Source organism: Candidatus Methylomirabilota bacterium, assembly GCA_035709005.1.
Lineage (GTDB): Bacteria > Methylomirabilota > Methylomirabilia > Rokubacteriales > CSP1-6 > 40CM-4-69-5.
Genome location: DASTFB010000102.1, coordinates 43,705 through 62,591, shown reverse-complemented (window position 1 = coordinate 62,591; position 18,887 = coordinate 43,705). Strand labels below are relative to the sequence as shown.

Genomic DNA, 18,887 nt, shown 5'->3' with positions numbered 1-18,887 from the left:
CTCCCGACTCTAACACGACGAGCGGCCGGCCTTGCCCAGCGCGGTGACGAAGATCGCATCGAGCCCCTCGGCGTGAGGCGAGAAGAAGCGGACGACCTCGCCGTCATAGAAGGTGAGGCCTGAGGCGCCGAACCCCGATGCGTAGGCGACCAGGTAGGCGCGGCCGCCGATCAGCCCGGCTTCCAGGTTGGCCAGCCGGTAACCGCGGTTGCCGTACGCCGCCAGCAGCGCGTTCAGCGGGGCCAGGAAATAGAGCGTGACCGCCGCGTCCCCTCCCAGCGCCTGCTCCAGCGTGAGGAACGCCGACTGACGGCGAAACTCACCCGCGGCCAGGCGCTCCAGGGCGTGGCTGTTCGGCCAGTACCGCCACGTCCCTGGCTCCAGACTGTCGACGGCGTTGACGACGAGGAAGACGTCCACGAGGCCCGCCGGCACGTCGATCTGGACCGGGCGGGTGGCCCACCAGAGCGTCGTGGCCAGTTGCGCCAGCTCCAGAGGTGCGTGACCGAAACGCCGGGTCGAGGCGCGGCGCTGGATGGTGTCGTCGAGGGCTCGTCCCGCCGCCCGGAGGGCCGCAGGCAGCGCGGTGAGCGGTCCCCGCGGCGCGCGGGACGCCGGCGGGGAGCTGCGGCGCCACGACCGGACATCGTCCGGCGTCTGCAGCATGGAGGCCTGCTGCATTTCCCGCAGGATCGGGTAGTCGACCTCTTGAGATGACAGGGGCATGACGTCGTGGCGGATGTCGTCCAGATCGGGCCGCGGGGCGGCGGGAACCGTGGCGGGACCGAGGGTGACCAGCTCGAGCGCCGCCTCGCGGTCGGCGTCGAGGCCGAGCAGGTGGTTGACCTGAGGATCGGCGAACCCGGTGAGCACACGGGGCGTCAGACCGAGCGCCTGGCCGGCCGCAGTCAGGTTGGCCAGCATCGTTCCCGAATCCCAGTACAGATGGCGCCAGCCCCGGGCCTGGTACTTCCAGGTGTTGCGCCAGTAGATCGCCGTCAGCACGATCGTGGCCGCCCGCCTGGCCACGTCAGGGTCGGCGGCGGCCTCGCCCAGCGGCGCTCGCACGTCGCCGGCGCGCAGCCGCCGGAGCGTGAAGTCCCCGGGGCAGAAGTGATAGAGGCCGGGGTCCAGGCCCTCGACGGCACCGGCCGCTACGTAGACCTCCGTCTGATACAACGCGCCGGTCGAGGCCGCGGCGCGGAACAGTACCTCGCCGCCGCCCGGGTACGTCTTCTTCTTCGTCACGCCTGCCGCCAGGTACAGCAGCGTGCTCAGGTGCTCGAGCGTCATGGCCGACGCCGGGCGGGTTGCGCTCGAGTCCAGCGCCGCCAGCGTGTCGACCGCGACGGGAGCCACCTCGCGGGGCAACGGCAGCGCCGGCAGCTCGGGGTAGACCTTGAACGGGAACGGCTTGATGTCCCAGTCCAGCGTGTGACTGCTGGTACGGACAGAATGCGGCGTGTGGGTGGTCAGGTCGTGGAAGCGCCGGGCGATGTGGATGTCGGGGTTCGCCACCATCGCGCGGCAGTCATGTGGCGAAGCGGTACGGCGGCCGGTAGATCCCGCGCTCGGTGATGATCGCGGTGATCAGCGTGCCGGGGGTCACGTCGAAGGCCGGATTGTAGACCGGCGACGCCGCCGGCGCGGTGAGCCGATCGGCCACGCCCCGGACTTCCCGGGGATCGCGCTCCTCGATCGGGATCTGCAGCCCGGAGGGCAGGGACGGATCGATGGTGGACCAGGGCGCCGCGACGTAGAACGGCACCCCGTGGTGGCGGGCCAGGACGGCCAGCGCATAGGTCCCGATCTTGTTGGCGGTGTCCCCGTTGGCGGCGATGCGATCGGCCCCGGTCACCACCAGGTCGACCTCGCCGCGGCCCATCAGCGAGGCGGCGACGACATCGGCGACGAGGCGGTGAGGAATGCCGTCGCGCACGCACTCCCACGCGGTGAGCCGCGAGCCTTGCATGACCGGGCGCGTCTCGTCCACCCACACCAGCGCCACCCGGCCGGCGGCGTGGGCGGCGCGTACGACCCCGAGCGCCGTGCCGTAGCCCGCCGTGGCCAGCGCCCCGGCGTTGCAGTGGGTGAGGATGCGGGCTCCCGGCGGAACCAGCACGGCGCCGTGGCTGCCGATGGCGCGATTGCCGGCGACGTCCTCGTCGAGGATGGCCTGCGCCTCGGTCTCCAGCCGGGTCCGCACCTCGGCGAGGGGCACATGCCGGGCGGCCAGCGCCGTCCGGCGCATGCGCTCCAGCGCCCAGAACAAGTTCACGGCGGTGGGCCGTGTGGCGGCCAACCCTTTGCTCGCCGTCTCCAGATCCGCCAGCAGCTCCTCGAACGTGGTCGCTGCGCTCTGGCGGGCGGCGAGGACCAGGCCGAAGGCGGCGGCCACGCCGATGGCCGGGGCGCCCCGGACGACCAGCGCGCGGATCGCCTCGGCGACCTCTTCCCAGCGGGCGCAGACGCGCTCCACCTCTTCGCCGGGAAGCCGGGTCTGATCGAGGAGGACCAGGCGATCGCCGGACCAGCGGAGGGGAGCGATCGAGGCCGTCAGATCGGATTCCGTCCGAAGGCGTCCAGCCACCGGCGCGCGATCTCGGCGTTCAACTTGAAGTTCAAGGCCCGGCTGCCCTCTTGGACGCGGCCATCGAGACTCAACCCGTCGGCGCGCACCCGCCCGTTCAGCCAGGCGCCGTAGACTTTTCCGAGGCCCAGCAGCTGTCCAGCCACGCGAAAGCCGTCACGATCGACCCGGAGATCGACGTCCAGATCGACGGAGCTCGACTCCGCCCCGTGCTCGGCCCACGCCGGCACCGCGCCGGCCGCCATCGCCATCGCCAGGCCTGCCGCAATCAGTGTTGCCCTCATGATCTTCCCTCCACCGCGCCCAGCCGATTCCGGATCTCACCGGCGCTCAATCCCTGCACCCGTACGAGCTTGTCGCGCCCGCGCTCGCCCCGGGCCACCCGGACGGCCGAGCGGGGCAGACCGAGGGCGGCCGCCAGCAGCTCGGTCACCGCCGCGTTGGCCCGTCCCTCCACCGGCGCGGCCGTTACCCTCACGCCCAGCACTTCGTCGGCCCGCCAGCCCACGATCTCGTTCCGCGCGGCCCGCGGCTGGACCCGGACGCGCACCAGCGTGCCGCTAGCGGGCGTCGCCATCCTTGGCGTCGTCGTCGGCCAGATCCAGCGTGAACAGCCGGTGGTACCGGTCGAGCGTGGCCCGCAGATCCTCGGCGACCTGGCGGCGCGCCCGCTTGAGCTCGTTGATCTGGCCGCGGATGTGCGCCTCCTCGGCGCGGAGATCCTCCACGTACTTGTCGCCCCTGAGCTCGGCCTCCCGCATGATGAGCTGCGCCTCGCGGCGGGCGCTCTCCTTCATCTCCTCGGCCAGCCGCTGGGTGGTGAGCAGCGTGTCCTGCAGGGCCTTCTCGCGGTCGACCAGCCCCCGGCTGCGCTCCTCCAGAGCGCTCAGCTGCTCCCGGAGCAGCCCGTTCTCCTTGAGCACCGACTCGTAGTCCTCGGCCACGTCCTCCAGAAACGCGTCGACCTCCTGGGGATCGAGACCACGGAACATCCGGACCGTGAACTGTTGCTGCCGGATATCGAGGGGAGTGAGCCGCATCGGGTCCTCCGACTACCTCAGGCTGATGGCCAGATCGCGCAGCGATCCGACCAGGAATGATTCCAGGAAATAGATCGCCAGCAGCACCACCATGGGGGACAGATCGAGCCCCATGGTCAGAGTGGGCAGCCGGTGCCGAATCGGCCGCAGCACGGGCTCGGTGGCCCGGTAGAGAAAGCGGACGATGGGGTTGAACGGATCGGGGTTGACCCACGACAGCACGGCCCGGGCGATGATGATCCAGAAGTAGGCCCACAGCACCAACTCCAGGATGCGCGCCGCCGCCAGCACCAGGTTGCTGAAGACGAACATCAGGCGGCGCCCTGCCCCAGCTCTCTGGACCGCTGCGTGGCCCGCTCGACCGCCTTGATGAAGGTGGTCCGGATGCCGCCCTCTTCCAGCGCCGCGATACCGGCGATGGACGTGCCCCCGGGGGAGCTCACCATGTCCTTGAGCGCGCCGGGATGCATCCCGGTCTCGAGGATGAGCTTGGCCGCGCCCAGCACAGTCTGGGTCGCCAGGGTCATGGCCGTGATCCGGTCGAGGCCCATCTTCACGCCGCCGTCGGCCAGCGACTCTAAGACTAGGGCCACGTAGGCCGGACCCGAGCCGGACAGGCCCGTCACCGCGTCCATGAGCTCTTCCTCCAGCACGACGACGCGCCCCACGGCGCTGAAGATCTCGCTGGCGGTGTCCAGGTCGTCGGGCTCGAGCCCGTCGGCCCGGGCGATCGCGGTGGCGCCCTCCAGCACCAGGGCGGGCGTGTTCGGCATGACGCGGATGAGACGCACCTCCCGGCCGAGCGCCGATCGGATCCGGGCCGTCGACACGCCGGCGGCCAGCGAGATGACGAGCTTCCGTCGGGTGAGCGCCGGGGCGATCTCGCGAAGCACCGCGGCCATGATCTGGGGCTTGACGGCCAGGATCACGACGTCGACCTGCCGCACCAGCTCGCTGTTGTCGCTGGCCTGCCGAATGCCGTACTTCGCGCCCAGCTCGGCCAGACGCTCCCCGCGCACGTCGCTGGCCCACACCGCCTCGGCCGGCACGACGTTGGCGGCCACCAGCCCCCGGATGAGAGCCTCCCCCATGTTGCCGGAACCCACGAACCCGACTTTCTGGCCCTTCACGCTCATGGGGTGGAACGTTCCTCGCGAGGCGGCCGCGCCCCGAAGATGGCCGTGCCCACCCGCACCATGGTGGCGCCTTCCTCGACGGCCACCTCGAAATCGGCGCTCATGCCCATCGAGAGCTCGCCGAGGCCGTGTCGCTTGCCGAGCTGGGCCAGCGTCCGGAACCAGCCCCGAGCCTCCTCGGCGCGCTCCACCGGTGGGGGGATCGCCATGAGCCCGCGCAGCTCCAGGTGCTCGAGCGCCCCGATGGCGTCGATGGCGGCACCCACGTCGTGCGGAGCGAAGCCCCCCTTGGAGGCCTCGCCGGCCACGTTGACCTGGATCAGCACCGCGACCGGCCGTCCGCGCGCGCGGGCGCGACGATCGCACTCGCGAGCCAGCTCCAGCCGGTCGAGGGACTGGATCACGTCGAAGAGCTCGAGGGCGGCGCGCACCTTGTTGGTTTGCAGGTGCCCGATCAGATGCCAGGGCACCGGTCGACCCAGCGCCGCGATCTTGGCCTGCGCTTCCTGCACGCGATTCTCGCCGAGCGCCGGCAGGCCGGCGGCCACGGCCTGCCGGATCCGCCCGACGTCGACGGTCTTGCTGACGCCGACCAGCAACACGTCGTCGGGGCGACGGCCCGCGCGCTCGGCGGCACGGGCGATCCGTTCGCGCACGCGCTCGAGGTTGATGCGAATCTCGTCCATCTTCGGCGATTCTAGCATTATTGAATTGGAGGGGGCACGAGGCGCGCCCCCTCCAAACCTCCCCATCCACGCGCGCTGCCATCAGCGCCCCCCGCCACACCTCCCCATCGACGCGCGCTGCGACCACCGTCGACGTCTCCTCGCGTCATCTCGGGAGCGCGGCGAGGGTGACGAGGCGACCGCGGTTGCCCTTGCGATAGGAGTAGAAGAGCTCGGGATGACAGGCCGTGCAGACGCGGGGGTTGTCGATCTGCGCGGGCGGGACGCCGGAGCGCGCCAGGAGCGTCTCGTTCGCGCGCCAGAGGTCGAGCAGCCAGTGGTCGGCACGAACCGGCGTGACCCACGCCTCCCACAGCGCGGGATACGCCCGCCTGAACTCCGCCGCGACCGGCGCATCGATCTCGTAACAGCAGGGGCCGATGGAGGGCGCGATCGCCGCTCGCAGCCGCTCGGGGCGCGCGCCCAGTCCGGTCAGCGCCGTCACGGCCGCCTGGGCCGCGCCGCGCACGGTGCCCCGCCAGCCGACGTGGGCCACGGCGACCGCGCGGGCCTCCGCGTCGTACAGCACGATGGCCAGGCAGTCCGCGGTGAAGATGGAAAGCGCGACGCCGGGCTCCGCGCTGACGAGGACGTCCCCCGTCCCGGCGAACCCGCCGGCCGGCGTGACGCGCACGGCTTCGGCTTCGTGCACCTGCCGCGCCCAGGCCACCCGGCCGAGATCGAGGCCGGCGCCGGCCAGCGCCCGCCCGGCTTCCGGCCGAAAGGGTCCCGAGGATTCCGACCCGGCGCCGACCCCCGGGCAATGCCGCGTCGTCGTCGCATGGGGCAGCCCGAGCGCGTCGAGACTGCCGAACGTGAAGAACTGCGGCGGCTCCCCGTACCCGACGAAGCTCATGCGATCAGTATGCGCCGCCCCGCGCCCGAGGCCGCGCGAGGCCCGGTGCCATCCCGCCCTCACGACTCGCGCCGGAGCGCGAGCGCTAGTCGGCCTGACGCCGCAGGAACGCCGGCACGTCGAAGTCGCTGCCGCCGGCCTCGTCGCCGTCCTCCCGCACCTCGGCCGCCCGTCGCCGCCAGGCGCCGGCGGTGGCCAGGCTGGGCGCCCGGTTCACGCGCGGCAGGTCGACGACCTTGCCGCTAGGTGTCAGCGATTCCCGCTTCTCGGGGAAGCCGGTGGCGATCACCGTCATTCGCACTTCGTCGCCGAGGCTGTGGTCGATGACCGCGCCGAAGATGATGTTGGCCTCGTCGTTGGCCGCCTCCTGCACGATGCGGGCGGCCTCTTCCACTTCGTGCAGCGACAGATCAGGGCCGCCGGTGAAGTTGATCAGCACCCCCTTGGCCCCGTCGATCGAGGAGTCGTCGAGCAGGGGGCTGGCCACGGCCTTGTGGGCCGCGTCGAGGGCGCGGTGCTCACCGCGGCCGACGCCGGTGCCCATCATGGCCATGCCCATCCCCGACATGATGGTGCGCACGTCGGCGAAGTCGAGGTTGATGAGACCGGGAACCAGGATCAGGTCGGAGATGCCCTGAACCGCTTGATGGAGCACGGAGTCGGCGACCTTGAAGGCATCCATCAGCGCCGTCCCCCGCTCGACGACCGCGAGCAGGCGCTGGTTGGGGATGGTGATCAACGTGTCGACCACGACCCGCAGCTCGTCCTGGCCGGCCTCGGCCTGCTGCATCCGCCGGCGCCCCTCGAAGTGGAAGGGCTTGGTCACGACGGCCACGGTGAGGATGCCGAGGTCTTTGGCCAGCGAGGCCACCACGGGAGCGGCGCCGGTGCCCGTGCCCCCGCCCAGGCCAGCCGTGATGAAGACCATGTCGGCCCCCTCGAGAAGGCGGGTGATCTGCTCGGGGTCTTCCAGCGCGGCGTCGCGCCCGATGGCCGGGTTGGAGCCGGCCCCGAGCCCTTGAGTCAGCTTGGCGCCGAGGTGCAGCTTGATGGGGGCGGGTGAGGCGCGCAGCGCCTGGCTGTCGGTATTGGCGACGATGAAGTCCACGCCGGTGAACTGCGCGTTGATCATCCGACTCACGGCGTTGCTACCGCCGCCGCCCAGGCCGATCACCTTGATCTTGGCCGCCTGGGGAGTCTCCTCGAGCTCGAACAGCGGACGCCGGCCGCGTTCCTTCTCCATCCGCGCCTCCTTTCGCGTCTCCGCGTGAGCGTTCTTAGAAGATTTCACCGAACCAATCCATGAACCGCCGGGCCAGGCCGCCGAGGCCGCCTTCGCTGCCGCCGGCCGGCGCCTCGTCGACGCCGGCCGGCGGACCGGTCCGGGCGCCGTACAGGGCCAGCCCCACCCCCGTCGCATAGATCGGGCTCTTGACCACATCGGCGAGGCCGCCCACCGTCTCGGGCAGCCCGCGTCGCACGGGCAGCTCGAAGATGGCCTCGGCCAGCTCGGGGACGCCCTCCATGATCGAGGTGCCTCCGGTGACCACCACCCCCGCGGTAGCGGCTCCCTGAAAGCCGAGCTTGACCATCTCCCGGGCGGCCAGCGTGATGATCTCTTCCATGCGGGGCTGGATGATGCCGGACAGGACCTGCCGGGAGAGCTGGCGCGGCCGGCGTCCGCCGATGGACGGCACATCGATCGTCTCCTCGGCGGACACGAGCGCGGTGAGCGCGCAGCCATACCGCCGCTTGAGCTCCTCGGCGTCGCCCACCGGCGCGCGCAGCCCTACCGCGATGTCGTTGGTGACGTGATCACCGCCCAGAGGCAGGATCGCCGAGTGCCACACGGCGCCGTCCCGGAAGAAGGCCAGGTCGGTGGTGCCGCCGCCGATGTCGACGAGGACGACGCCGAGCTCCATCTCGTCGGCCGACAGGACCGCCTCCGCCGAGGCCAGCGGTTCGAGGACGACGTCGTACACGGCGAGCCCGGCGCGATTCACGGAGCGGATCACGTTGTGAATCGCGCTGACCGCGCCCGTCACGATGTGGACCTCGACTTCCAGCCGGGACCCCGACATCCCGACCGGGGCCCGGATGCCGTCCTGGTCGTCGACCACGAACGCCTGGGGCAGGACGTGCAGGATCTCCCGGTCCTGGGGCAGGCTGACGGCCCGGGCCACCTCGACGGCCCGCTGGACGTCGGCCGCCGTCACCTCGCGATCCTTGCCGGACACGGTGACCGCGCCGCGACTGTTGATCCCGCGGATGTGTCCTCCCGCGACGCCGGCGTAGACGCCGGCGGCCTCGACCCCGGCCATCTGCTCGGCCTCGGCGACGGCCTGCCGGATCGCGTCGACCGTGGCCTCGATGTTGACCACAACCCCTTTGCGCAGGCCGCGGGAAGCCGCGGCGCCGATGCCGACGATGTCGATGCCGTGGGCAGAGTTCGGCTGAGCGATGACCGCGCAGATCTTGGTCGTGCCGACGTCCAGGCCGACCACGAGCTCCGGAAGCTTGGACCGCGCTATCCCCGACCTCCCTTCTTGAGGATGACCTGGTCCTGATACCTGAGGTCGATGGCGCTCACTGCTGTTTCCTGGCTCCCCACCTGCGCCAGGACGCCCTCGAGGCGCGCCAGGCGCTGTTCCCACTCCTCGTGGCCGAGTCGCACCTCGATGCCGCTGTCGGTGTAGAGGACCGGACCGTCGCGGCGGCTCATGTCGATCTCGGAGATCTGGCTGGCCAGCGGGCTGCCGCTACGCAGCAGCGCGCGAATCAGCGCGATGGCCGCGCGGGCTCGGGGGGACGGCCGGGTCCGCATCGCCGCCAGCTCCTCCTCGGTCAACCCGCTGATGACGGGCGCCGGCGGCGCCACCGCCTCGCGCGCCTCGCCCAGGGCGCGGCCCTCCTCGTCGACCCAGTGCAGCCGGGTGCCGTGGACCAGCGTGAACGGCCGGCGCTCCTCGACCAGGATGACGACACGGTCGGGCAGCTCCCGGATGAGCTCGGCGCGTCGGACCTCGGGCAGGCTCTCCACGCGCGCCGTCACCGTGGCCCGGTCCAGTCGCCAGAGATTGGTGCCCGCCGCGATGCCGGCGGCGGCCAGGATCCCGTCGGGCGAGACCCGCGAGGCGCCCCGGACCTCCACCATCCGGACCGCGAAGTGCTCCGTGGTGAGCAGCCACGCCACCCCCGCTGCCTGCACGGCCAGCACCAGCAGGCCACAACACGTCAACGTCAGGGCGCGGCCCAGCCGGCGCCACCGGCGGGGGCGGGGCAGCCGTTGACGGGCGATGAGCCCATCGCGCTCGCCCAGGTCGGAGAGCGCGGGCGCGCGGCCGCGGGGGGAGACGAGCCCGGCCTTACTCACCGATGAGGCGGATCTCGGTCTCGAGCGTGAGGCCGAAGTGACTGTGCACGCGCTCGCGGGTCAGCTCCATGAGACTGTGGACGTCCGCCGACGTCGCGCCCCCGCGGTTGACGATGAAATTCGAGTGCTTGGTCGAGATCTCGGCGCCGTTGATCCGCTTGCCTCGCAAACCGACGCGCTCGATCAGGCGCCCGGCCTGCTCACCGGGCGGGTTCTTCCACACGCAACCCGCCGAGGCCAGCGCCAGCGGTTGCGTGGCTTTCTTGACCTTCAGCCGCTGCTTGATCTCTTTCTGGATGTCGGGCAAGGCCCGACGCGTCAGCCGTAGCCGACAGCCGATGAGCACCGCCCCCGGAGGAACGTGCAGGGCGCGATAGCCGAAGCCGCCCGCATTCGGCTTGTATTCGCCGAGGGTGCCGTCGGGGTACAGGAAGTAGGCGGCCGACACGAAGTCGCCGATGGCGCCGTCGGGCGTGCCGGCATTCATGGCCAGGGCGCCGCCGATGGTGGCGGGAATGCCGGCCAGGCATTCGATCCCGCCCAGGTTCAGCGCGGCCGCCTCGCGAATCAGCGCCGAGAGGCCGGCTCCGGCGCCGGCCACGGCCTCCTCGCCGTGGAACTCGGCGCGGCCCAGACAGCCTTCCAGCTTGAGCACCACGCCCCGCACGCCGCGGTCACGCACCAGCAGGTTGTTCCCCCCGCCGACCACCACCACCGGTAATTGCTCCCGGTCGGCGAAGGCCAGCGCGTGACGGATGTCATCGACGTCCTGGGGCACGATGAAGATGTCCGCCGGGCCGCCGATGCGCAGCGAGGTGTGGAAGCTCAGCGGCTCTTTGAACCGCACTTCCCCACGGATCTCTCCTAGCATGTGGGCCTCCCTCTGAGCGGTTCAGCCCCGAGTCGGAGCAATAGTTCTGGTCCAATGTGGCCGACGTCGCCGGCGCCGAGCGTCAGCACGAGATCGCCCGGCCGCGTGAGCTCGGCCAGCCGCTCCACCACGCGGCCCTTGTCGCCCCCCACGTACGTGACATCCCGGTGACCGTGGGCCCGAATACCGTCGGCCAGGTCGGCCCCGCTCACGCCGAGGATGGGGGCCTCGCCGGCGGGGTAGATGTCCATCACGAGGAGGACGTCGGCCTGGTTGAATGCGGTCAGAAAGTCCTGACGCAGGTGGAGCGTCCGTGAATAGCGGTGCGGCTGGAACACGGTGACCACCCGCGCGTCGAAGCCGGCCTTGGCGGCGGCCAGCGTAGCGCGGATCTCGGCGGGGTGATGACCATAGTCGTCGACGACGGTGACGCCTGCAGCCTGACCCCGCACCTGGAAGCGACGCTGAACACCGGCAAAGGCGGCCAGCGCCGTCCGGATAGTGGTGAACGGGACTTCGAGATCGAGCCCGACCGCGATGGCGGCCAGGGCGTTGAGCACATTGTGCTGCCCGGGAACGTGGAGCTCACAGTCGCCCAGCAGGTCGCCCCGCTGGTAGACCTCGAAGCCACTGGTGAGCCCGGCCAGGCGGACGTGGCGCGCCACCAGGTCGGCGCCGGACTCCAGGCCGTACGTGACGACGCGCTTGGTAATGCGGGGAATGAGCATCTGGATGTTGGGCTGGTCCAGACACAGCACGGCGCAGCCATAGAAGGGGACCTTGTTGACAAAGGCCAGAAATGCCGCGCGGATGGCGTCCAGGGTGCCGTAGTGGTCGAGATGCTCGGCGTCGATGGTGGTGATGACCGCGATGGTGGGCGCCAGGGTCAGGAACGAGCCGTCCGATTCGTCGGCCTCGGCCACCAGGTACTCCCCCTGGCCCAGGCGGGCATTGGACCCCAGGCTCATGACCCGTCCGCCCACCACGATCGTGGGGTCGTAGCGCGCCTCGGCCAGCACCGCGCCGACCATCGACGTCGTGGTGGTCTTGCCGTGCGTCCCGGCGACGGCGATGCCGTACTTGAGGCGCATCAACTCGGCGAGCATCTCGGCGCGCGGGATGGTCGGGATGCCCCGCTGCCGGGCCTCGTGGACCTCCACGTTGTCCGGGGAGACGGCCGAGGAGTAGACGACCACGTGGGCGGCGTCGACGTGCGCGGCGTCGTGGCCGATGACGACCTTCGCGCCCATCTGCTCGAGCCGCTCCACCGCCTCGTTGCGCCGCTGGTCCGAGCCGGTCACCCGGTAGCCCAGGTTGACCAGGATCTCGGCGATGCCTGACATGCCGCTGCCGCCGATGCCCACGAAGTGGATGTGCCGGTAGCGTTTAAACATTGGCGTGCTGCGACACGTTGAGGAGCAGACCGGTGGCGACCATCGTGGTGAGCAGCGCCGACCCGCCGAAGGAGATGAAGGGCAGCGGCAAGCCCTTGGTGGGCAGCAGCCCGGTGACGACGCCCAGGTTCACGAGCGTCTGGGTGGCGATGAGGGCGGTGATGCCGAGGGCCAGGTAGGTGCCGAAGGCGTCCGGCGCCCGCAGCCCCACGCGCAGGCCGCGCCAGACGAGGACCGCGAATGCCGCGAGCACGAGGCTGGCGCCGATGAAGCCCAGTTCCTCGCCCAGGACGGCGAAGATGAAATCGGTGTGGGCCTCGGGCAGGTAGAACAGCTTCTGGCGCGATTCCCCCACCCCGCGGCCGAAGAGGCCGCCGCCGCCGATGGCCAGCCAGGACTGGATGATCTGAAAACCGCTGCCCCGCGGATCCGACCACGGATCCATGAACGTCGTGATCCGCCGCAAGCGGTAAGGCGCCAGCCACACGGCCAGGCCCAACAGGGGGACGGCCGCGGCCACCAGCAAGAGCAGGTGCCGCAGCCGGCTGCCCGCCAGGTAGAGCAGCGCGAAGGTCACCGCGATGAGCGTGAGCGAGTTCCCGAGATCGGGCTGGGCCAGGATCAGGGCGGCCAGGCCGCCGGCCACCGCCAGGGGCGGCAGGAAGCCGCGCCGCCAGTCGCCTAGCTGGTCGCGGTGTCGGGCCAGGAACGCGGCCAGATAGATGATGAGCGCGAGCTTGGCGAGCTCGGCTGGCTGGATCGACAGGGGGCCGAAGCGTAGCCACCGCCAGGTGCCGTTGATCGGCTGCCCCAGCGGCGGCACCAGCACGAGGATCAGCAGCACCCCGACCGTCACCAGGAGGGGCCAGCCCAGACCTTCCAGCCGCCGGTAGTCGATGTGCAGCGCGCCCAGCAGACAGGCCCCCCCCAGCAGGGCCCAGACGAGCTGCTTCTTGAGGAACAGGTAGGGATCGTCGAAGCGATCCGCGGCCACGATGGCGCTCGCCGAATAGACCATGACGACGCCGACCGACAGCAGCAGCACCGCCACCCCCAACAGCCACCAGTCCGGCCTCAGCTTCCTGGGCATTACGCCACCTCGCGCTCGTCGGCGATCTGGCGGGGCCGCGGTCGGGAGGGATCGTTCGACCACGTGGCCGGCGCCCGCAGGGACCGGTTGCGGCTGGGCTCCAGCGGCACGCAGCGGTCCGGAAACACGCGGCGGGAAACGGGTCTCACTGACCCCTCCCGACCGCGGCCCCGCCAGATCGCCGGCAGACCGGTGGCGCCGGGGCGGGGAGGGGTCGAAGAGACCCGTTTCCCGCTGCGTAGTACCGGAGCGTCGCGCGTCGATGGAGCCCAGCCACAGCCGGTTCCTGCGGCCACCGCCCTCGTGGTCTCGCGACCCCTCCCCGCCCCGGCGCCGCCGGTCTGCCGGCGCGCACTTGCGTAGATCACGTGAGCCCGCCGACGAGGCCGCGGAACACGTCGCCACGGTGCTCGAAGTCCTGGAACATGTCGAACGACGCGCACGCCGGCGAGAGCAGGACGACGTCGCCCGGGCGGGCCACGGTTCGCGCCGCTTGCAGCGCTGCTTCGAGCGAGACCGCGGGGGTGATCGGGATGCCGACACCCGCCAGCGCCGCGCCGATGGCGGAACCGTCCTGTCCGATGACCACCGCGTGCGCCACGCGACCGCGGGCCGCCTCGGCCAGGGGGCGGAAGTCCTGGCCCTTGCCCAGACCGCCGGCGAGGAGGACGATGCGCTCGTCGAAGCTCTCCAGGGCCCGGATGGTCGAGTCCACGTTGGTGCCCTTCGAGTCGTTGTAGTAGTGGACGCCCTCGAGGTCGCGAATGAACTCGATCCGATGGGGCACGCCGCGGAAGCGGGCGATGGCGCGCCGGATGGCCGCCGGCGCGACCCCGGTCCAGAGGGCGCAGGCCGTCGCCGCCAGCACGTTTTCCACGTTGTGGGCGCCGCGCAGGGAGATCTCGGCCAGCGGCGCGATGCGCTCGACCTCCCCGCCGAGGTTGGCGACGATCCACTCGTCCTGGACGAACACCCCGTGCTCCAGCGGGCGGCGGCGACTGAACCAGACGACACGGGCCCGGGTGTGGCCGGCCAGGGCCCGGGCGGCATCGTCATCGGCATTGAGCACCGCGCAATCGGCCTCGGTCTGATTGAGGAAGATCCGCGTCTTGGCTTCGACGTAGCCCTGGAAGGTGCCGTGCCGGTCGAGGTGATCGGGAGTGATGTTGAGAACGGCGGCCACCCGAGGATGGAAAGCCTCAGTGGTCTCCAGCTGAAAGCTCGACACCTCACACACCACCAGGCCGTCGGCCGGGAACGTCAGCGCGTGAGCGGCCAGCGGGGTGCCGATGTTGCCGGCGATCAGGACGGGACGGGGCTGCTCGGCGAGCAGGGCGCCCGTCAACGTGGTCGTCGTGGTCTTGCCGTTGGTCCCCGTGATGGCGAGGGTTTCCGCCTCCATGGCCCGCCAGCCCAGCTCGAGCTCCCCCACCACGGGAGTGCCCGAGGAGCGGGCCGCCGCGAGCTGGTCGGTGGCCGGCGGCACGCCGGGACTGACGACCACGAGCGCGGCATCGCGCATGGCCTCCGGGTACACGCCTCCGACCAGGACGCGGATGCCGAGTCGGGCCAGGTCGCGCACCTCGGGTCGCAGGGCGGCCAGCGGCTTGGTGTCGGTCGCGATGACGCGGGCGCCCGCTGTGTGGAGGAGCCGGACGGCGGCCAGACCACTCCGGGCCAGCCCCACGACGGCCACGACCTTGCCCCTCAGGGATTCCAGATACGCGCGTCCCCGGGTCGCCAGCTCCTCCTCCAGCAGACTCACTCGGATGGCCATCTTTGCCATGGCACCGCCTCCGCGTCAGAGGGTGGGGCAATGAACAGACGCGTCATCGCAGCTTGAGCGTGGACAGCGCCAGCAGCGCCAGCGCGAAAGAGACGATCCAGAACCGGACGACGATCTTCGGCTCGGCCCAACCGGCCAGCTCGTAGTGATGGTGCAGCGGGGCCATCCGAAAGATTCGCCGTCCGGTCAGCTTGAAGCTCGCGACCTGGAGAATGACCGACGCCGCCTCCACGACGTACAGTCCGCCGATGAGCGGCAGCAGCAGCTCGGATTTGGTCAGCACGGCCAGGGTGCCGACGGCTCCGCCCAGGGCCAGCGAGCCCACGTCGCCCATGAAGACCTGCGCCGGATGGCAGTTGAACCAGAGGAAGCCGATGGCCGCGCCGATGAGGGCCCCGCAGAACACGCTGAGCTCGCCGGCACCCTTGACGTTGATGATCTTGAGATAGTCGGCGGCCTTGAAGTTGCCCGTCAGGTACGCGAGGATGCCGAAGGCCCCGCCGGCCATGATGATGGGGCCGATGGCCAGGCCGTCGAGGCCGTCCGTGAGGTTGACCGCGTTCGAGGCCCCGACGATCACCAGCATGCCGACCGGGATCCACCACCACCCGAGGTCGAGGATCCATCCTTTGAGGAACGGAATGGCCAGAACCGGCTCCCATCCGTTGGCCGCGGGCTGCCAGAACACGATCTGCAGCACGCCGAAGGCCACGGCGAACTGCAGCCCGAGCTTCGCCCGCCCCGATAGCCCGCGTCGCCAGCGGAGCTTGAGGAGGTCGTCCCCCAGCCCGATCAGCCCGAATGCCGCCGTGCCCAGCACCACGACCCAGACGTAGCGGTTCAGGAGATTGGCCCAGAGCAGCGTGGACAGCACCAGGGCGTAGAGGATCACCAGGCCGCCCATCGTCGGCGTGCCCTTCTTGGTGAGGTGCCGCTCCGGCGTATCCTCGCGCACCGTGTTGCTGCCGTACTGCAGCTCGCGCAGGCGCCGGATGATGGGGGGCCCGATCAACAGCGAGATCACCAGGGCCGAGATGAGGGCCATGACGGACCGGAACGTGAGGTACCTGAACACGTTGAAGACGATGTGCTCGGTGGCCAGCGGGACGAGCAGGTGGTACAGCATCGCTCGCGCTCATTTCTCCTCGCCCCGGGTGAGGCGCGCGGCCAGCGCATCGGCGATGCGCTCCATCCGCATCCCGCGGGAGCCTTTGACCAGCACCAGGTCACCCGCCGTCAGGCGCTTGAGCAGGTGAGCCACCGCGTCCTCGAACGTGGCGGCGTGGTAGGCCTCGGCCAGCCCGTGCTGACGGGCCGCGTCCACCGCGATCCGCATTTGCGATCCCAGGGCGACGAACAGACCGGCTCCGGCCGCGGCCACCTGGCGACCGGCCTCACGGTGGGCGGCCTCGCCGGCGGGACCGAGCTCGAGCATGTCGCCGAGGACGACCACCAGCCGGCTGCCCGCCTGGTGCGCGACGGCCGTCGACAGCGCGGCCTGCACCGAGGCGGGGTTGGCGTTGTACGTGTCGTCGAGGATCCGCACCCCGTCGGCCTGGCGCCACACGCAGCGGCCCTTGACCGGACGGGCCGCCTCCAGGCCGCGCGCGATGTCGGCGAGGTCGAGATCGAGCACGGTGCCCACCGCGACCGCCGCCAGCGCGTTGCTCACGTTGTGGCGGCCCACGAGGCCGAGCCGCAGGGCCTGGCGCTCTCCGTTCGCGTCCACCGTGAACCGCATGCCCTCGGCCGTCTCGATCACGTCGCCGACCGCCCGCACGGCGGCGCTCTCCGCCAGCCCGAACGTCGTCACCCGCGCCACCGTGTCCCGCGCCATGTCGGCCACGCGGGGATCGTCGGCGTTGAGCACCGCGGCGCCCTCGGGGCCGAGGGCCCGAACCAGCGCGGCCTTCTCCTCACGCACGCCGCCGAGCGAACCCAGGAACTGCGTGTGCACGGCGGCCACGCTCGTGACGACGCCGACCGTCGGCGCCGCCAGACTGGCCAGGTACGCGATCTCGCCGGGCTGATTGGTGCCGACCTCGACGACGACCGCCTCGTGCTCCGGCGCCAGCCGGAGCAGCGTCAGCGGGAGGCCCCACTGGTTGTTGAAGCTCGACTCCGTCCGGAGCACCCGCCAACGCGAGCCGAGCACGGCCGCCGTCATCTCTTTGGTCGTGGTCTTGCCATTAGAACCCGTGATCGCTACGACCGGGAGGTTGAACTTGGCCCGATGCAATGCGGCCAGGCGGCCGAGGGCTCTGGTGGTGTCTTCCACGAGCACCAGGGGCACGCCGGCCGGGACGGGATCGGGGACACTGTGAACCACCAGGCAGGCGGCGCCGCGGCTGGCCGCCTCGCCCACGAAATCGTGGCCGTCCAGGCGGTGTCCCCGGATGGCGAAGAAGGCCTCGCCCACGGCCAGCGTCCGGGAATCGATCGACACTCCGGTGACGGTCACGGCCAGGTCGCCCACGACCAGGGCTCCCTGCGTCGCCCGCACGATCTCGTGCACGGTGAAGGTCGGCATGGTCCTCAGCCCCAGCGCTCCTGGAGGATCTGGCGCGCCACGTCGCGGTCGTCGAATGGCAGTACCGCGTTGCCCACGATCTGATAGTTCTCGTGCCCCTTGCCGGCGATCACGACGGCATCGCCGGCCGCAGCCCAGCCCAGCGCCGCGGCGATCGCCGCGCGGCGATCGGCCTCGCGCACGAGGCGCCCGGCCGCCTCCGGCCCCGACACGCCGGCCACGACCTCGTCGATGATCGCCCCCGGCGGCTCCGAGCGCGGGTTGTCGGAAGTCACCCACACCCGGTCGGCCAGACAGGCCGCGATCGCGCCCATGATGGGACGCTTGCCCCGATCACGGTCGCCACCGCAGCCGAACACCACCGCCAGCCGCCCGCGGGTCAACTTGCGCGCCGTGCCGAGGACGCGCTCCAGGGCGTCGGGGGTGTGGGCGTAGTCGACCACGACGAGGAAGGGCTGCCCAGCGCGCACCTGCTCGAAGCGGCCGGGCACGGCGCCGACCCGGGCCAGCGTCGCCGCCAGGACGTCCGGGGCGAGCCCGAGCGCCAGCCCCGTGGCGACCGCTCCCAGCACGTTCATGACATTGTGCTCGCCGATGAGCGGCGAGCGAAGCTCGACCAAGCCGCCCGGCGTCGTCGCGGTGAGCCGCAAGCCATCGAGGCTGGACTGCCACTCGGTGGCCCGGACGGCCGCAGGGGGCCGCAGACCGAACGTCACCACCGGCAGGTCGAGGCTCCGGGTCATCTCGGGTCCGGAGGGATCGTCGCCGTTGACGACGGCGGTGCGCGCCGGCTTGGGCGAGCGCTCGAGCAGCTCGAAGAGGCGTCGCTTGGCCCGGCGGTAGTCGTCGAGGGTGCCGTGAAAATCGAGGTGGTCCTGCGTGAGGTTCGTGAAGACCCCGATGTCGAACGCCACCTCATCGACCCGGGCCAGGGCCAGCGCGTGCGAGGAGACTTCCATCGCTACGCCCCCCACGCCGTCGTCGCGCATCGCCGCCAGCATCGACTGGAGCTCGAGCGCGTCCGGCGTGGTCTGCCCGGCCGGGAGCAACCGGTCGCCCACGCGGTACTGGACGGTCCCGATCACTCCCGTTCGCCATCCCCGGGCCTGCAACAGGGCCTCCACCAGGTATGACGTGGTCGTCTTGCCGTTTGTTCCCGTGATGCCCACGATGGCGAGCCGGCGCGACGGGTGCTCGTAGTAGGCGGCGGCGATCCGGCCCAGGGCGACTCGGGCCGAGGGCACCACGATCTGGGCAATCGGGAGCTCGGGCAGGGCGGGCGGTTCGGTGACCAGCAGCGCGGCGCCGCGCCGCAGCGCTTCGGGGACGAAGCGGCGGGCGTCCTGACGCAGCCCGGGCACAGCGACGAAGCATTCCTCCGGCCCGACCTTCCGCGAATCGTCGCGGATGGCCCGGACCCAGGCGGGGGGCGTGCCGACCACGGTCTTCTCGGGCAGGGACGCCAGGAGCTCGCTCAACGGCATCTCGCGTTCCAT

General features: G+C 71.2%; 20 protein-coding genes. All 20 read right to left on the bottom strand.

Translation table 11 applies throughout. The features are described from left to right. Window positions 1-9 precede the first annotated feature (9 nt). Window positions 10-1,521 carry a SagB/ThcOx family dehydrogenase gene (locus VFR64_19000; GenBank protein HET9491825.1) on the bottom strand — a complete coding sequence of 504 codons (1,512 nt, stop codon included), beginning with the start codon at window positions 1,519-1,521 and terminating at the stop codon, window positions 10-12. 10 nt (window positions 1,522-1,531) lie between these two features. Beyond that, a complete protein-coding gene (gene mtnA / locus VFR64_18995; GenBank protein HET9491824.1) occupies window positions 1,532-2,548 on the bottom strand; it encodes an S-methyl-5-thioribose-1-phosphate isomerase in 1,017 nt (338 codons plus the stop codon). A gap of 8 nt (window positions 2,549-2,556) precedes the next feature. Further along, window positions 2,557-2,874, bottom strand: a complete 318-nt coding sequence (locus VFR64_18990) for a hypothetical protein (GenBank protein ID HET9491823.1) — start codon at window positions 2,872-2,874, stop codon at window positions 2,557-2,559. Then, complete coding sequence (locus VFR64_18985; protein HET9491822.1) at window positions 2,871-3,167, bottom strand: DUF167 domain-containing protein; 297 nt, start codon at window positions 3,165-3,167, stop codon at window positions 2,871-2,873. The genes VFR64_18990 and VFR64_18985 overlap by 4 nt, the downstream gene beginning before the upstream one ends. Further along, entirely contained in the window at window positions 3,151-3,630 is a 480-nt protein-coding gene (locus VFR64_18980; protein HET9491821.1) for a DivIVA domain-containing protein, read from the bottom strand. Before VFR64_18980 ends, VFR64_18985 begins: the two co-directional genes overlap by 17 nt. 12 nt (window positions 3,631-3,642) lie before the next feature. Then, window positions 3,643-3,942, bottom strand: a complete 300-nt coding sequence (locus tag VFR64_18975) for a YggT family protein (GenBank protein ID HET9491820.1) — start codon at window positions 3,940-3,942, stop codon at window positions 3,643-3,645. Next, window positions 3,942-4,766: a pyrroline-5-carboxylate reductase gene (gene proC, locus VFR64_18970; GenBank protein HET9491819.1), complete on the bottom strand. Its 825-nt coding sequence runs from the start codon at window positions 4,764-4,766 to the stop codon at window positions 3,942-3,944. The genes VFR64_18975 and proC overlap by 1 nt, the downstream gene beginning before the upstream one ends. Beyond that, window positions 4,763-5,452 (bottom strand): YggS family pyridoxal phosphate-dependent enzyme, encoded by a 690-nt coding sequence (locus tag VFR64_18965; GenBank protein HET9491818.1) that lies wholly within the window; start codon window positions 5,450-5,452, stop codon window positions 4,763-4,765. Before VFR64_18965 ends, proC begins: the two co-directional genes overlap by 4 nt. A 145-nt stretch (window positions 5,453-5,597) precedes the next feature. Next, window positions 5,598-6,347: a polyphenol oxidase family protein gene (locus tag VFR64_18960; GenBank protein ID HET9491817.1), complete on the bottom strand. Its 750-nt coding sequence runs from the start codon at window positions 6,345-6,347 to the stop codon at window positions 5,598-5,600. Window positions 6,348-6,432: 85 nt separating this feature from the next. After that, complete coding sequence (ftsZ, locus tag VFR64_18955; protein HET9491816.1) at window positions 6,433-7,590, bottom strand: cell division protein FtsZ; 1,158 nt, start codon at window positions 7,588-7,590, stop codon at window positions 6,433-6,435. 34 nt (window positions 7,591-7,624) lie between these two features. Continuing rightward, window positions 7,625-8,851 carry a cell division protein FtsA gene (gene ftsA, locus VFR64_18950; GenBank protein ID HET9491815.1) on the bottom strand — a complete coding sequence of 409 codons (1,227 nt, stop codon included), beginning with the start codon at window positions 8,849-8,851 and terminating at the stop codon, window positions 7,625-7,627. Window positions 8,852-8,874: 23 nt separating this feature from the next. Beyond that, the gene (locus tag VFR64_18945) at window positions 8,875-9,720 is read right to left on the bottom strand and encodes a cell division protein FtsQ/DivIB (GenBank protein ID HET9491814.1); all 846 of its coding nucleotides are present in this window, start codon (window positions 9,718-9,720) and stop codon (window positions 8,875-8,877) included. Next, the gene (gene murB, locus VFR64_18940) at window positions 9,713-10,591 is read right to left on the bottom strand and encodes a UDP-N-acetylmuramate dehydrogenase (GenBank protein HET9491813.1); all 879 of its coding nucleotides are present in this window, start codon (window positions 10,589-10,591) and stop codon (window positions 9,713-9,715) included. The genes VFR64_18945 and murB overlap by 8 nt, the downstream gene beginning before the upstream one ends. Further along, window positions 10,585-11,985 (bottom strand): UDP-N-acetylmuramate--L-alanine ligase, encoded by a 1,401-nt coding sequence (gene murC / locus VFR64_18935; GenBank protein ID HET9491812.1) that lies wholly within the window; start codon window positions 11,983-11,985, stop codon window positions 10,585-10,587. Before murC ends, murB begins: the two co-directional genes overlap by 7 nt. Beyond that, window positions 11,978-13,075 carry a putative lipid II flippase FtsW gene (gene ftsW, locus VFR64_18930; GenBank protein HET9491811.1) on the bottom strand — a complete coding sequence of 366 codons (1,098 nt, stop codon included), beginning with the start codon at window positions 13,073-13,075 and terminating at the stop codon, window positions 11,978-11,980. Before ftsW ends, murC begins: the two co-directional genes overlap by 8 nt. Then, window positions 13,075-13,224, bottom strand: a complete 150-nt coding sequence (locus tag VFR64_18925; GenBank protein HET9491810.1) for a hypothetical protein — start codon at window positions 13,222-13,224, stop codon at window positions 13,075-13,077. The genes ftsW and VFR64_18925 overlap by 1 nt, the downstream gene beginning before the upstream one ends. Before the next feature lie 215 nt (window positions 13,225-13,439). Further along, the gene (murD, locus tag VFR64_18920; protein ID HET9491809.1) at window positions 13,440-14,861 is read right to left on the bottom strand and encodes a UDP-N-acetylmuramoyl-L-alanine--D-glutamate ligase; all 1,422 of its coding nucleotides are present in this window, start codon (window positions 14,859-14,861) and stop codon (window positions 13,440-13,442) included. A gap of 43 nt (window positions 14,862-14,904) precedes the next feature. Further along, window positions 14,905-15,987 carry a phospho-N-acetylmuramoyl-pentapeptide-transferase gene (gene mraY / locus VFR64_18915; protein ID HET9491808.1) on the bottom strand — a complete coding sequence of 361 codons (1,083 nt, stop codon included), beginning with the start codon at window positions 15,985-15,987 and terminating at the stop codon, window positions 14,905-14,907. Window positions 15,988-15,996: 9 nt separating this feature from the next. Then, the gene (gene murF, locus VFR64_18910; protein ID HET9491807.1) at window positions 15,997-17,391 is read right to left on the bottom strand and encodes a UDP-N-acetylmuramoyl-tripeptide--D-alanyl-D-alanine ligase; all 1,395 of its coding nucleotides are present in this window, start codon (window positions 17,389-17,391) and stop codon (window positions 15,997-15,999) included. 5 nt (window positions 17,392-17,396) lie between these two features. Beyond that, entirely contained in the window at window positions 17,397-18,887 is a 1,491-nt protein-coding gene (locus tag VFR64_18905) for a UDP-N-acetylmuramoyl-L-alanyl-D-glutamate--2,6-diaminopimelate ligase (protein ID HET9491806.1), read from the bottom strand.

What these genes read in the sequence shown, in the direction of transcription:
- VFR64_18960 (HET9491817.1), bottom strand. Translation starts at nt 6,347, where the DNA reads ATGAGCTTCGTCGGGTACGGGGAGCCGCCGCAGTTCTTCACGTTCGGC.
- murC (HET9491812.1), bottom strand. Translation starts at nt 11,985, where the DNA reads ATGTTTAAACGCTACCGGCACATCCACTTCGTGGGCATCGGCGGCAGC.
- murB (HET9491813.1), bottom strand. Translation starts at nt 10,591, where the DNA reads ATGCTAGGAGAGATCCGTGGGGAAGTGCGGTTCAAAGAGCCGCTGAGC.
- ftsZ (HET9491816.1), bottom strand. Translation starts at nt 7,590, where the DNA reads ATGGAGAAGGAACGCGGCCGGCGTCCGCTGTTCGAGCTCGAGGAGACT.
- VFR64_18980 (HET9491821.1), bottom strand. Translation starts at nt 3,630, where the DNA reads ATGCGGCTCACTCCCCTCGATATCCGGCAGCAACAGTTCACGGTCCGG.
- VFR64_18975 (HET9491820.1), bottom strand. Translation starts at nt 3,942, where the DNA reads ATGTTCGTCTTCAGCAACCTGGTGCTGGCGGCGGCGCGCATCCTGGAG.
- murD (HET9491809.1), bottom strand. Translation starts at nt 14,861, where the DNA reads ATGGCAAAGATGGCCATCCGAGTGAGTCTGCTGGAGGAGGAGCTGGCG.
- murF (HET9491807.1), bottom strand. Translation starts at nt 17,391, where the DNA reads ATGCCGACCTTCACCGTGCACGAGATCGTGCGGGCGACGCAGGGAGCC.
- VFR64_18990 (HET9491823.1), bottom strand. Translation starts at nt 2,874, where the DNA reads ATGAGGGCAACACTGATTGCGGCAGGCCTGGCGATGGCGATGGCGGCC.
- mraY (HET9491808.1), bottom strand. Translation starts at nt 15,987, where the DNA reads ATGCTGTACCACCTGCTCGTCCCGCTGGCCACCGAGCACATCGTCTTC.
- VFR64_19000 (HET9491825.1), bottom strand. Translation starts at nt 1,521, where the DNA reads ATGGTGGCGAACCCCGACATCCACATCGCCCGGCGCTTCCACGACCTG.
- VFR64_18985 (HET9491822.1), bottom strand. Translation starts at nt 3,167, where the DNA reads ATGGCGACGCCCGCTAGCGGCACGCTGGTGCGCGTCCGGGTCCAGCCG.
- ftsW (HET9491811.1), bottom strand. Translation starts at nt 13,075, where the DNA reads ATGCCCAGGAAGCTGAGGCCGGACTGGTGGCTGTTGGGGGTGGCGGTG.
- proC (HET9491819.1), bottom strand. Translation starts at nt 4,766, where the DNA reads ATGAGCGTGAAGGGCCAGAAAGTCGGGTTCGTGGGTTCCGGCAACATG.
- VFR64_18965 (HET9491818.1), bottom strand. Translation starts at nt 5,452, where the DNA reads ATGGACGAGATTCGCATCAACCTCGAGCGCGTGCGCGAACGGATCGCC.
- VFR64_18905 (HET9491806.1), bottom strand. Translation starts at nt 18,887, where the DNA reads ATGGAACGCGAGATGCCGTTGAGCGAGCTCCTGGCGTCCCTGCCCGAG.